At 67.9% G+C, this 12956-nt stretch carries 13 protein-coding genes; 7 read left to right on the forward strand and 6 right to left on the reverse strand.

The genetic code is table 11. The features are described 5' to 3' along the window. Positions 1–162 precede the first annotated feature (162 nt). The 4 genes from KKR91_RS11270 to KKR91_RS11285 all read left to right on the forward strand — a co-directional run bounded on the left by KKR91_RS11270 (position 163) and on the right by KKR91_RS11285 (position 5752). Positions 163–1188: a 3-oxoacyl-ACP synthase III gene (locus tag KKR91_RS11270; RefSeq protein WP_210229835.1), complete on the forward strand. Its 1026-nt coding sequence runs from the start codon at positions 163–165 to the stop codon at positions 1186–1188. After that, entirely contained in the window at positions 1182–3815 is a 2634-nt protein-coding gene (locus KKR91_RS11275; protein ID WP_210229837.1) for an alpha/beta fold hydrolase, read from the forward strand. The genes KKR91_RS11270 and KKR91_RS11275 overlap by 7 nt, the downstream gene beginning before the upstream one ends. Next, on the forward strand, positions 3812–4864 hold the full coding sequence (locus tag KKR91_RS11280) for an NAD-dependent epimerase/dehydratase family protein (RefSeq protein WP_210229603.1): 1053 nt from the start codon (positions 3812–3814) through the stop codon (positions 4862–4864). Before KKR91_RS11275 ends, KKR91_RS11280 begins: the two co-directional genes overlap by 4 nt. Positions 4865–4933: 69 nt before the next feature. Next, positions 4934–5752: a serine hydrolase domain-containing protein gene (locus KKR91_RS11285; RefSeq protein ID WP_210229605.1), complete on the forward strand. Its 819-nt coding sequence runs from the start codon at positions 4934–4936 to the stop codon at positions 5750–5752. Positions 5753–6085: 333 nt separating this feature from the next. On the opposite strand, the gene mutM is transcribed toward KKR91_RS11285, so the two are convergent. From mutM to KKR91_RS11305, 4 genes are all read right to left on the reverse strand, one after another. Then, positions 6086–7090 (reverse strand): bifunctional DNA-formamidopyrimidine glycosylase/DNA-(apurinic or apyrimidinic site) lyase, encoded by a 1005-nt coding sequence (gene mutM, locus KKR91_RS11290; protein ID WP_210229607.1) that lies wholly within the window; start codon positions 7088–7090, stop codon positions 6086–6088. 4 nt (positions 7091–7094) lie between these two features. After that, entirely contained in the window at positions 7095–7799 is a 705-nt protein-coding gene (gene rnc / locus KKR91_RS11295; protein WP_210229609.1) for a ribonuclease III, read from the reverse strand. A gap of 72 nt (positions 7800–7871) precedes the next feature. After that, positions 7872–8075: a 50S ribosomal protein L32 gene (gene rpmF, locus KKR91_RS11300; RefSeq protein WP_055240805.1), complete on the reverse strand. Its 204-nt coding sequence runs from the start codon at positions 8073–8075 to the stop codon at positions 7872–7874. Between the two features lie 2 nt (positions 8076–8077). Next, positions 8078–8644: a YceD family protein gene (locus KKR91_RS11305; RefSeq protein WP_210229611.1), complete on the reverse strand. Its 567-nt coding sequence runs from the start codon at positions 8642–8644 to the stop codon at positions 8078–8080. Positions 8645–8858: 214 nt separating this feature from the next. Between KKR91_RS11305 and KKR91_RS11310 the strand changes: the two genes are divergently transcribed. Next, positions 8859–9494 carry a YdcF family protein gene (locus KKR91_RS11310; protein ID WP_210229613.1) on the forward strand — a complete coding sequence of 212 codons (636 nt, stop codon included), beginning with the start codon at positions 8859–8861 and terminating at the stop codon, positions 9492–9494. On the opposite strand, the gene KKR91_RS11315 is transcribed toward KKR91_RS11310, so the two are convergent. Then, a complete protein-coding gene (locus tag KKR91_RS11315; RefSeq protein WP_210229615.1) occupies positions 9491–10354 on the reverse strand; it encodes a polysaccharide pyruvyl transferase family protein in 864 nt (287 codons plus the stop codon). The genes KKR91_RS11310 and KKR91_RS11315 overlap by 4 nt on opposite strands. Before the next feature lie 4 nt (positions 10355–10358). Next, complete coding sequence (gene coaD / locus KKR91_RS11320) at positions 10359–10838, reverse strand: pantetheine-phosphate adenylyltransferase (RefSeq protein ID WP_210229617.1); 480 nt, start codon at positions 10836–10838, stop codon at positions 10359–10361. A 41-nt stretch (positions 10839–10879) separates the two neighbouring features. Between coaD and KKR91_RS11325 the strand changes: the two genes are divergently transcribed. Further along, positions 10880–12124, forward strand: a complete 1245-nt coding sequence (locus tag KKR91_RS11325; protein ID WP_210229619.1) for an aminotransferase class I/II-fold pyridoxal phosphate-dependent enzyme — start codon at positions 10880–10882, stop codon at positions 12122–12124. Beyond that, the gene (locus KKR91_RS11330; RefSeq protein ID WP_210229621.1) at positions 12124–12951 is read left to right on the forward strand and encodes a spermidine synthase; all 828 of its coding nucleotides are present in this window, start codon (positions 12124–12126) and stop codon (positions 12949–12951) included. The genes KKR91_RS11325 and KKR91_RS11330 overlap by 1 nt, the downstream gene beginning before the upstream one ends. Positions 12952–12956 lie beyond the last annotated feature (5 nt).

Below are 12956 nucleotides of genomic sequence, written 5' to 3' on the forward strand. Positions count from 1 at the left end.
AGACTTATCTGCAGTACTCGCTGAGCGTAATCCCGGCCTGCGAGTCCCTTGGGCCCCACGGGGACCGTAGGATTCTCTAAGGAACAAGTGAATCAAAACGTGGATGCGGGCTCCCCTCAGCCGGCCAGCGCGATCACTTCAGCAGGAGACAAGGCAGGCATTTTGACCGGGAACTTCAACTTCCAGCACGAAAACACGGCTCTTCTCAGCGTCACAAGCGTTGAAGCACCGGTAGTTATGACGTCAGCCGAATTCGACGAACGGCTGGCGCCGTCCCTCAAACGGCTTCGACTTTCCAAACGCCTGCTGGAACGGGTGGCCGGGGTGAGCGAGCGGCGGTGGTGGTCGCCGGGGACGAATTTCGACGACGCCGCCATCGAGGCGGGCGCGAAGGCCATCGCCGAAGCCGGGGTTGAGCCCTCGGAAATCGGGCTGCTGATCAACACCTCGGTGACCCGCCGCAATCTGGAGCCCTCAGTGGCAGTGAAAATCCACAATGCCCTGGGCCTGCCCTCCTCCGCCCTGAACTTCGACCTGGCCAACGCCTGCCTCGGCTTCGTCAACGGCATGACCCTGGCCGCGAACATGATCGAATCCGGCCAGATCAAGTACGCCCTGATCGTGGCCGGCGAAGACGCCCAGGGCACCCAGGAAGCCACCTTTGCGCGCCTGAACCGCCCCGACTCCACCCGCGACGATTACCTCCGCGAGTTTGCCACCCTGACCCTGGGTTCCGGCGCCGCCGCCGCCGTCATAGGCCGCGCGGACGAAAATCCGGGCTCCCACCGCATCATGGGCGGCGTCTCGCGTGCCGGCACCGAGCACCACGAACTCTGCGTGGGGGGCGTCGACGGCATGTACACCGATACCAAGGGCCTGCTCGACGGCGGCCTGGAGTTGGTCGTCAACGCCTGGGACGAGGCGCACGAGAAGGGCTGGGACTGGCGCTCCATGGACCGCTATGTCACCCACCAGGTCTCGAACTCCTACACCAACGCCATCATCAAGGCCGTGGACCTGGTCCGCGACCGCGTGCCGATCACCTTCCCGCGCTGGGGCAATGTAGGTCCGGCGTCGCTGCCGATGACCCTGGCCCAGGAAGCCCGCACCCTGAACCCGGGTGACCGGGTGCTGTGCATGGGCGTGGGCTCGGGACTGAACACGATGATGATGGAGATTGCCTGGTGACCGAGCTGTGGCCCGGTGTCCCGGAATCCTGGTCGTCCTTCGTACAGGTCCCCTCGACGGCGGCAGTTGACCGTCCCGGCACGGTCCATAAGTGGCACCTGCTGGACAACGGCCCGGACCTGGCCGCCGCCGGGATCGAACCGGCCGGCACCCTGCTCTGCGTGCACGGCAACCCCACCTGGTCCTACCTCTGGCGCAGCCTGATTGCCGCCGGCACCGCGGCGGAGAAGCCCTGGCGGGTTATTGCCGTGGACCAGCTGGACATGGGCTTCTCGGCCCGGACCGGCGCCTTCCGCCGGTTGGAGGACCGCATCACCGACCTGGGCGACCTGACGTCCGCCCTGGGGCTGGACGGCAAGGTCGTTACCGTCGGCCACGACTGGGGCGGCCTCATTTCGCTGGGCTGGGCACTGCGGCACCGCGGCCAGCTCGCCGGCGTCGTCCTGACCAACACCGCAGTTCATCCGGCCGGCTTTGACCTACCCCCTGCGCTGCGCCTGGCCCTGCACCCGGCCGTCCACGGCTGGGGCACCCAGACCACCGACGCCTTTATCCGCGTGACCCACTCCCTGGCCCAGCCTGCCCTGGCCAAGGACGTACGGGCGGCCTTCTCGGCCCCGTACCGCGGCGCGTCCCGGCGCACCGGTGTCTCCAACTTTGTGGCGGACATCCCCGCCGACTCCACGCACCCGAGCTGGCGGGCCCTGGACCGGGTGTCCGAAGGGCTGCGCCGCCTGGATGTCCCCGCGCTGCTGCTCTGGGGTCCCAAGGATCCGGTGTTCTCCGACCGATACCTGCGCGACCTGATGGACCGGCTTCCGCACGCCGATGTGCACCGTTTTGAAGGGGCCAGCCACCTGCTGCCCGAGGATGTGGACATCACGGCACCGGTGTTCGACTGGCTCCGCCGCGGTCCGGGAACTGAAAATGCCGAGCTCCGCGGCCGCGCTGCCGCCGGCCTGTCCGTCTTCCGGCCCATGCTGGCGGAATTGGACGAGCGCGACGGCGACGACTCCCCCGCCGTCGTCGACATGGCGCCGCTGGGCGCACCGGCCGGCAGCGCTCCGGCCACTCTGTCCTGGGCCGAGCTGGCCACGCGGGTCAACCGGCTGGCCGCCGGTCTGTCCGCCGCCGGCGTCCGCCCCGGCGACCGGGTGAACCTGCTGGTGCCGCCGGGCATCGAACTCACCTCGCTGATCTATGCCTGCCTGCGGCTGGGGGCCGTGATTGTCGTCGCCGACGCCGGCCTGGGCACCAAGGGCCTCGGCCGGGCCATCAAGGGCGCCGGACCGAAGTTCATTGTGGGCATCGAACGCGGGCTGATCGGAGCCCGTCTCTTCGGTTGGCCCGGTACCAGGATCAGCGCCGAAACGCTCTCCCCCGCCAAGGCGCGGCTGCTGGGTGTCACGCATTCCGTGCCCGGGCTCATCGCCGCCGGCGAGGACGCCGAGGTGCCGTGGCTGCGCTTGGATCCCGACGCCGACGCCGCAGTGCTCTTCACCTCCGGCTCCACCGGCCCGGCCAAGGGCGTCGTCTACACACACCGGCAGCTGACGGCCATGCGGGATGCGCTGAAGAACACGTACAACCTCCAGGCGGGTACCTCCCTGGTGGCCGGCTTTGCACCGTTCGCGCTGCTCGGACCGGCGCTGGGCGCCACCTCGGTGACTCCGGACATGGATGTCACCTCGCCGCGCACGCTGACCGCCGCGGCGCTGGCCGACGCCGCCACCGCCGTGGGGGCCACCACCGTGTTCGCCTCGCCGGCTGCCCTGGTCAACGTCCTGGCTACCTCAGGTGACCTGGATCCGGACCAGCGCAAGGCCCTGGCAAAGGTTGACCTGCTGCTCTCCGCCGGTGCGCCGATTCCGGAGCCGCTGCTGGCCCGCGTCTCCGAACTGGCCCCGAACGCTGAACTCCACACTCCGTACGGCATGACCGAAGCCCTGCCCGTGACCGACATCAGCCTGGAGCAGATCCGGGCCGCGGGTGCCGGCAACGGTGTCTGCGTGGGCACCCCGGTCTCCGGGGCGCAGGTGGCAATTGCCGCCCTGGCGCCGGACGGGACCGTGGGCGACACCCCGCTGGAGACCCCCGGCCTCACCGGGGAGATCCTGGTCTCCGCGCCGCACGTCAAGGACCGATACGACCGGCTCTGGATCACCGAGTCCAAGAGCGCCTCGCTGCCGGGCTGGCACCGCACCGGCGACGTGGGGCACCTCGACGAGCAGGGCAGGCTCTGGGTGGAGGGCCGCCTTGGGCACATCCTGACAACACCCGACGGCGTCGTGACCCCGGTGGCCGCCGAGCAGGCCGCCGAGGCCGTATCCGGCGTGGGACGTGCCGCCGTCGTCGGCGTGGGCCCGGCCGGAACCCAGGTTCCGGTGGCCGTGCTCGAACTTGCCTCACCGGTGCGCCGCGCCGGCACCGCGGCACCGGATCTGACCGCTGCCGTGCGGGCCGCCGTTGCCGAAGCCACCGGACTGGATCTGGCCGCGGTGCTGGTGCTGCCGGCCATGCCCACCGACATCCGGCACAACTCCAAGATCGACCGCACCGCTCTGGCGGGTTGGGCCGGGCAACTTCTGGCCGGCGGCAGCGCACCCGTGCCCGGAGGCCGCAAATGAGCGGCACCGGGGCGGTACCTGCTCCCCCGCGGCGGGTCCTGGTGACCGGTGCCAGCGGGCTGCTCGGCGGCGCCGTCGCGCGTCTGCTGGCCGATAAGGGGCACAAGGTGCGCACACTGCAGCGCACGCCGTTGTCCCCGCTGTCTTCCGCCCGCCCCGGTTCAGTAGGCGCGGCGTTTGAATCCATTGCCGGGTCCGTGTCCGATCCCGGGGCCGCAACCCGCGCTGTCGAGGGAATGGACGCCGTCGTGCATCTGGCCGCGAAGGTTTCCTTCACGGGTCAGTGGCAGGATTTTGTTGACACCAACATCACCGGCACCAGGACGCTGATCGATGCTGCCAAGGCAGCCGGCGTGCGGGACTTTGTTTTTGTGTCCTCTCCCTCGGTGGCTCACTTCGGCGAGCCGATCGCCGGAGCGGAAGCCGGGACCGCGGATCCGGAGCGTGCCCGTGGGTTCTACGCCCGTTCCAAGGCTGCGGCGGAGCTGCTCGCCCTGGCCGAGGACTCAGCGGCCTTCCGCGTGGACGCCATCCGCCCGCATGTCGTGTGGGGGCCGGGCGACACCCAGCTCGTGGAACGCGTGATCGACCGGGCCCGCTCCGGCCGGCTGCCGCTGCTTGACGGCGGCACGGCACTGATCGACACCACCTATATTTCCAACGCGGCCGCCGGCATTGTCCGCGGATTAGAGCGGATGGACCACGCGCACGGGCAGGCGCTCGTGGTGACCAACGGCCAGCCCCGGCCGGTCGGTGAGCTGATCGCTGGCATTTGTGCCGCCGCCGGGGTCTCCGCTCCGGGGTGGAGTGTGCCGGGCTGGGCTGCGCGCGGTGCCGGGTCCGTGCTGGAGCGCCTCTGGCTTTCCGCTGGAAGCCGCGGCCTGGTGCACGATGAACCGCCGATGACCCGTTTCCTGGCCGAGCAGCTCTCCACGTCCCACTGGTTCGACCAGCGCCGTACCCGTGAGGTGCTCGACTGGACCCCGGAGGTTACCGTGGAGGACGGCATGCGCCGGCTCGCCGCGCACTACGGCGGCACCGCGGCCTAACCGTCGCCGCCACCCTTCCGGGTTGCCCTGAAACCACCTTGTCAGTATCGATCACAGCAGAGGAATCCGATGGACAGCGTCAAGGAAATCGACAACTGGCCCGTGGAGCATGCCTCCGCAGCGGTGATCCTGGCCGACGGGACGGTGGCTGGCCGCCACGGCGACTTGGACCGGCGGTACCCGCTCGCCTCGGTGACCAAGCTGCTGACCGCCTACAGCATGCTGGTCGCGCTGGACGAGGGTGCGCTCGAGCTGGATCAGCCGGCAGGTCCTGAGGGATCAACGGTGCGGCATCTGCTCGCCCACAGCGCCGGTTATGACTTTGCCGAACGTACGGTCCGCTACGCCCCGGGCACGCGGCGGTTGTACTCCAACGCCGGTTTCGAGGTGCTGGGAGAAACGCTGGAGGAGGCCACCGGCATTTCCATGGCGGATTACCTGCACGACGGCGTCCTGGCTCCCCTGGGCATGGACTCCACTGCTCTGGACGGCTCCCCTGCCGCCGGGGCCGTCTCCACGGTGGCCGATCTGGCCCGCTTCGCCGCCGAGCTGCAGCAGCCGGCCCTCACCGCTCCCGGGCGCCTGGCCGAAGCCACCACCGTGGTGTTCCCCGGACTGGCCGGCGTGCTGCCCGGTTTCGGCCGGCAGAAGGAAAATGACTGGGGCCTGGGCTTTGAAATCCGCAACTCCAAGTCCCCGCACTGGACCGGTTCCTCCAGCTCGCCCCGGACCTTCGGGCACTTCGGGCAGGCCGGAACGTTCCTGTGGGTGGATCCCGAGGCCGGTGCTGCCGCCGTCGCGCTGACGGACCGGGACTTCGGGCCGTGGGCGGCCGAGGTGTGGCCGGCGTTTACCGACGGTGTGCTGGCGGAGCTCCGCGGGGCCTAACGCACGTGCCCGGGAAGGCCGGCGTCGTGCCGCGCCTCGGTCCGAAGTCGGCAAAGCTGCACACTCAGCGAGGCTGCAACGCCGAGAGTGCACCTATGGCGACTAGTCCGCCTTCCGGCCCAACCGAGAGTGCATGTATGGCGGGTTCCAGACGGAAATAGCCCCCAGATCTGCACTCTCGGTGCAGCCCCCGCGGTCCTAAACCGCCAAAGCTGCACACTCAGTGAGCGGGGCAGCCGCTTCGCGTGCACAGGTTCCCACTGTGTGGGGCAGATGTGGCCTCGGCCGGCCAGAGAACGCGCGTGTCGAGAGTGCCCCGCCGCTGGAAACCCTTTACCAGCGGCCGTTCCGCGGCCGCGGCTGGCATACCGGACAGCTGTACGAGGAACGGTTCATGAAGGAGTCGCGCCGGATCAGGGTGGAGAGCCCGGCGGCCGCGCAGCGCGGACACGGCTCTCCCTCGCGGCCGTAGGCGTTCAGGGACCGCGAGAAGTAGCCGGAAGCGCCGTTGACGTTGACGTACAGCGAGTCGAAGCTGGTTCCGCCGGCGGCCAGGGCACGGGTCATGACGTCGCGGGCGGACTCGATCAGGCGCAGCGCGTCCGCCCGGCGCATGGTGTCCGTGGGCCGGGCGAAGTGCAGCTTCGCGGCCCAAAGGGCTTCGTCCGCGTAGATGTTCCCCACCCCGGAGATAAGTCCCTGATCCAGCAGGGCACGCTTGATCCCGGTCCGGCGCCGTCGCAGCCGGGTATAAAAGTCATCGAAGGAAAAGGCCGGATCGAGCGGATCACGCGCAATGTGAGCCGCTTCTTCCGGGATCAGCGGCAGGCCGCTCTCGGAAAGTCCTCCTGGGGCGCCGTCCGGGGTTGGCAGCAGATCGGTGAGGAACACGCCGCCGAAGATCCGCTGATCCACGAACCGCAGCTCCGACGGCATCGGCGTTCCGTCCGCGGACACGGCGGGGCTGAGCGTGAGCCGGACCTTGAGGTGTTTCTCGTCCGGAAGGTGGGAATCCTCCATCAGCAGCTGTCCGCTCATGCCCAGGTGGGCCATCAGCGCCAGCCGGGGTACGCCGTCGTCGGCTTCTGGAGCCCCCGTGGAAGCCGGCGCGCCGGAGGAGCCAGCGGAGGCTTCGACCAGCGGCAGCCAGAGGAACTTGCCGCGGCGCGCGACATCGGTGACAGTTGCCCCTTCAAGGTTGCCGCGCAGGTCCTCGGGACCGGCGGCGTGGCGACGCACGGAGCGGGCGTCGAGGATGTCGACGCCGGTGATGGTCCTGCCGCGGACCCATGAGGCCAGTCCGCGGCGGACCACTTCCACTTCGGGCAGTTCGGGCACGGAGCTAGGCTCCGGCGGCCGCGGAGCTGCCCGAGGGGTAGATCATCTTCCAGGTGGCGGCGGCAGCTTCCTGCTCCGCTTCCTTTTTGGAGTGTCCCACGCCGGATCCGTACGGCTTGTCGCCGATGTGGAGCACGGCAACGAAACTGCGCGAATGGTCCGGGCCGGAGCCGGTGACCTTGTATTCGATGTCGCCCAGCTTCTTGGCTGCCGCGATCTCCTGGATGCTGGTTTTCCAGTCGGTACCGGCGCCCAGGGCGTGGGCACTGCGCAGGAGCGGGCCGATCAGGCGCATCACCATGGCCCGGGCGGTTTCGATCCCGTGGCAGAGGTAGACGGCGCCGATCAAGGCTTCGGTGGTATCCGCAAGGATGGAGGACTTGTCCCGGCCGTTGGTGAGTTTCTCGCCCTGGCCCAGCAGGATGTACTGGCCCAGTTCCAGGTCGCGGGCGACGCCGGCCAGGGCCCGGGTGCTGACGACGGCGGAGCGGCGCTTGGCCAGCTCGCCCTCGGACAGGTCCGGATTGTCCCGGTACAGCGCATCCGTGACGGAAAAGCCCAGGATGGAGTCACCCAGGAACTCAAGGCGTTCGTTCGTGGGGATGCCGCCCTGCTCGTAAGCGTAGGAGCGGTGCGTGAGGGCAAGACGAAGCGTCCCGGCGTCGATATCGACGCCGAGACGCTTCAGAAGCTCTTCAGTATTCTTCACTTTTTGGTTCTGACCCGAAAAGCAGTATTCATTTCCCTGCCCGGCAAGACCGGACGGGGAAGGAACACTGATTTAGACGTCCGCTACCTTGCGGCCCTTGTATTCAAGGAACAGCGCGGTACCAGCTGAGTCGGTCACGACCTTGGCCTGGTGAGGCAGGCTGTAGGTAACGCGGCCGTTCTCAACGGTTTTCACCAGGTTGGGGGCAGTTGCCTTCCACTGGGACCGGCGGGCACGCGTATTCGAGCGGGACATTTTCCGCTTAGGAACAGCCACGACTAACTCTCTTCTCTCTCGTCTGACTCTGTACTTGTTGCCGCAGAATTGTCTGCGGCGCTGCCAGCCAGCCCGGAGAGGGCTGCCCAGCGAGGATCCACGCTTTGGTGGTGGTGACCCGGATCCTCCTCAAGGCGCGCTCCGCATTCGGAGCAAAGGCCTTCGCAGTCCTCCCGGCACACCGGCTGGAACGGCAGGGTGGTGACCACTGCGTCCCGCAAAACCGGCTCAAGATTGATGACATCTCGCTCGATCCGGTGTTGCTCTTCTTCCTCTTCTGTTCCGAAAGACTCTGCGTCCTCGTAATAGAAGAGTTCCTGCACATCGACTTCCTCGTCGTACGCGATGGGCTTCAGGCACCGTCCGCATTCTCCCTTGACAGGAGCGATGACGGTTCCGGATACCAAAATCCCCTCGTGCACGGCTTCGAACCTCAGGTCCAGATCAAGATCTGTTCCTTCCGGTACGCCGATAAGCGCAACACCGAAGTCCTTCGGTGCCGGAACATGTTCCTGCATCGTTCGCATAACACCCGGGCTGCGCCCGAGATCCTTGACACTAATGGCCAAGGGCGACGAACCCGGATTAATCCGCGACTGAACGCTAATGAGAACTCCTGTAGAACATAGACCGACATATCATCTTAGCCTGATACGGCCGATTCTCTCAAACTGCACCGCACAGGGCCCCGGAAGAGGCAGGGTGCGGGCTGCTGGTTCCAGTTTACAGGCCTTGGGGCCGCGGGTTTACCGGAGGCGTGTTTCGCTCACATAAGCTGGCGGGATGCTCCCCCGTTTCCGTGCCCTGCGACACCGCCTCCTGGGCCGGCTCCAGCGGGGCGTTCCCCGCAGCGTGGACCTCGCCGTCGGCGGGCTCACCTCGGTCCTGCTGATCTGGCTTTTTGCTGCGGCCAACCTCTTTTATTACCCGCAGGTCAGCGAACCCAAAAAGGCCGACGCCGTCGTCGTCCTCGCCGGGGCGGCGTCCGAGAGGCTTCCGGTGGGCCGGGAGCTGATCGACGGGAGCTACGCACCCGAACTCGTGCTCTCCTATACCGACACCCCCGGCAATCGAATCACCGACCTGTACTGCGACTACACCGCCGGGGACACCGTCACCGAGGACCCGGACAGCGCCGCGGTGACCTGCTTCTTTCCGGAACCGCTGACCACCCGCGGCGAGGCCCGCGCCATAGCCCGCCTCGCAGCGGACAACGGCTGGGAGAACCTGATTGTGGTCACCTCCCGGTATCACCTGCTGCGCGCCGAAACCAACCTTTCCCAGTGCACGACGGCGGAACTCACCATGGTGGGTTCGGACCCCGAGCTCTCCCCCATGCAGTGGCTGGGCCGGTTCGCAGAGGAAACCGGCGGGCTGGCCGCGGCCACGCTCCGGCCGGCCTGCGCGAGCCGGATCTAGACCCGCACCCCCGGGCGCCGGGACAGCGGGAAAGCATCCAGCAGGGCGTCCAGCGAGACCTGAAGCCGCGGCAGCGACGCCTTCCGGGCCAGGTCCACCGGGTCAAGATGCCGGGCCCCGGCAGCGGTGATGTTGAGCGCGGACACGGCTGAGGCCTGAACAGTGGTGAAGAAGTCCCGGAACTTGAAAGTATCACCGGCAATAACGGCATCATCGATCCGGACCCACACCCAGGGCACACCGTAGGCCTGCGCCACAATGATTCCGTGCAGCGAGCTGGAAATGCATGCCCGGGAAGCGGCAATTTCCCGCACTACGCTCTCCATGTCCTGCCCGGCATCAACCATGTGGACGCCATCGGCTTCGGCGGCGCTGAACAGCCCCTGATGGTCGATGTGCGGCACCACCGACACTTTGCCCTGCGAGGGCTGTCCGTCCGGCACCGGAAGGAAGCGTGGCAGTAGCAGCGCCGGATCGCCATACACGGCTGGCACGCTCCACCCCAGCCGCGAGCGCAGCTGCGCCGCGGTCAACCCTCCCCGGACAGCGTGGATCCGCACGCCGTTCAGGCGGGCCAGGCGTTCCGCCGCAGCCGGTGACAACCGGTGCATTAGCCCCGCGCCCCACACCTGCGAGCCGTGCTGCTCCAGCCACCCCGCCGTTGAGCCCACGGCTGCCAGCGGCGGAACAGCCAAGTGGCGCTTCCAGCCGTTGACCGGCGTCAGCCCCGTGATCCGGTTGACGAGCCAGGGCCCGACGGCGTCTCCAAAGTTGGCGCGTTCATCCCACCACAGCACGTTGACGCAGCCTTCCGGAACCAGGCCCGCTGCCGTGGCAGGAGCCGCCTGCGGCCCCGCCATACTCCTAGGCGCCTTGGTCCTGGTGCAGCCGGCGGTAGGCGGCGAGCGGGACCAACTCCTTGACGTCGCCGCCGAGGGCCGAGACTTCCTTGATCAGTGTTGAGGACAGGTGCGTGTAGCGGCTCTCGGCGGGCAGGAAGACCGTTTCGACGCCGGTGAGGTGCCGGTTCATCACGGCCATCGGCAGCTCGTACTGGTAGTCCTGGATCGAGCGCAGGCCCTTCACTATGGCGTCCACGCCGTGCTCGCGGCAGAAGTCGGCCAACAGTCCGTCCCCCATTGGCACCACCGAGACGCCCCGCAGCCCGCCCAGGGTTTCCTGGGCCATGGCCAGGCGTTCCGGGCCGGAGAACCGGTACTTCTTGGCGTAATTGGTGGACACGGCCACGATGACTTCGTCGAACAGGCTGGCCGCGCGGGCAATCACCTCCGCGTGTCCGTTGTGGATGGGGTCATAGGAGCCGGGGCATACAGCGCGTCGCATAGATCGAATCTACCCGGTGAAAGCGGGTAATACTGGAAGACATGAGTTCCCTCCCCCGCACGCCGTTGTTACGCTCCGACTTCGCCGGAGCAGCCCCGCCCTGGCAGCGCACCGCCGCCGGCGCCAATCTGCTCGGAGCCGACGGCGCCCTGGGGGTGACCATCTTCGAGGAGATCACCGTGCTGTCCGGCCGGCACAACGCCATCAACCTGGGCCAGGGCTTCCCGGACGAGGACGGTCCGGCGGAGATCAAAGAGGCAGCCCGCGCGGCCATCAGCGGCGGAGCCAACCAGTACGCGCCCGGCCAGGGGCTGCCGGTGCTCCGCAACGCCGTCGCCGCCCATCAGGAGCGCTTCTACGGCATCCATATGGATCCGGAGACCCAGATCATCGTGACCACCGGCGCCACCGAAGCCATTGCGGCCACCCTGCTGGCGCTCACCGGACCGGGCGACGAGGTGCTGACCTTTGAGCCGTTCTACGACTCCTACGGGGCCATGATCGGGCTCAGCGGCGCCACGCACACCACCGCTCCACTGCTGGCTCCGGACTTCCAGCCGGATCTTGCCACCCTGGAGGATTCATTCTCCGAGCGCACCCGGGTGGTACTTGTGAACAACCCGCACAATCCCACCGGGGCCGTCTTTCCGGCCGCAACCCTCCAGCGGATCGTGGAGCTGGCGGCGAAATACAACGCGCTCATCGTCACCGACGAGGTCTATGAACACCTCACTTTCGGCCCCCGGCACATTCCCGTGGCCACGCTGCCCGGAGCCGCCGAGCGCACGCTGACCATTTCCTCGGCCGGCAAGACCTTCTCCTTCACCGGCTGGAAAATCGGCTGGCTCTCCGGCCCGGCTGAGCTGGTCGCTGCCGTCCGGGCGGTGAAATCCTTCCTCAGCTACAGCTCCGGCACTCCGTTCCAGGGCGCCATCGCCGTGGGCCTGGGGCTGGAGGATGCCTTCTTCACCGGAATCGCGCAGACCCTGCAGGCCAAGCGCGATGTGCTCAGCGCCGGGCTGCGCGCCGCAGGCCTGACCGTCTTTGAACCGCAGGGCACCTACTTCGTAAACGCCGACGTCGCACCCCTGGGCATCACTGACGCAACGGCGCTCGCCCGCCGGCTGCCCGAGCTGGTGGGGGTGGGCGCCATCCCGGTGGCGGTGTTCTGCCACGACGACGGCGCCCGCCGCACCAGCTCGCTGCTGCGCTTTGCGTTCTGCAAAAAAACCGAGATCCTGCAGGAAGCCGCCGAACGCATCTCACGGCTGGGGCAGGTGCTCTGATGGCGGCGAACAAGTCGAACAAACCGAACGACGCCGGCCGTTCCCCGTCGCGGCTGCTGCGCGGCATTGGCGCGCACGCCACCATTACCGAGGACGGCTTCAACCCGGGCGCCTGGGTGTTGAGCATCGGCGGCGCGGAACAATCCCACGTGAACCTGGCGCATCCGGAGGAGATCTTCTACGAGTACCTGCGCCGGATCGGCAATGTCCTGGACCTGGCGGCACCGGCCGGCGAACCGCTACGGACCCTGCATCTGGGCGCCGGGGCATTGACGCTGACCCGGTACCTGCAGGCCACCCGGCCCGGCTCGGAGCAGCATGCGGTGGAGCTGGAGCGGGAGCTGCTGGACTTTGTGCTGGCGCATTTGCCGCTGCCGGAGGGAACCGTGCTGGAGACGGTGATCGGCGACGCCCGGGACGCCCTCTCCCGCTACGAGCCCGGGTCCTTTGAGGCGATCGTGCTGGACGTCTTCTCCGGCGCGGATGCCCCGGAGCACCTGACCACGACGGAGTTTTATGCCGAGGCCGCTGCCCTGCTCTCCCCCGCCGGCGTGCTGCTGGTAAACGTGGGCGACGATCCTGGGCTGGCCTTCTGCCGGCGGCAGGTCCGAAACCTGCAGGCGGGAATGTCAGGGATTCCCGAAGCCGGATTCGCGGCGCTGGCCGAGAAGTCCATGTTCACCGGCCGCTATCCGGGGAACATCGTCCTGGCGGCCACTGCCTTTCCGTGGCCCGAAGACTGGACCACTGCCCTGCTAGCCGCGGGTCCGCACCCGGCGGATGTCCTGACCGGGGAGCGGCTGGACGTTTTTGCGTCGGGTTCCTAGGAGGT

This window comes from Arthrobacter jiangjiafuii, from assembly GCF_018622995.1.
GTDB classification, from domain to species: domain Bacteria; phylum Actinomycetota; class Actinomycetes; order Actinomycetales; family Micrococcaceae; genus Arthrobacter_B; species Arthrobacter_B jiangjiafuii.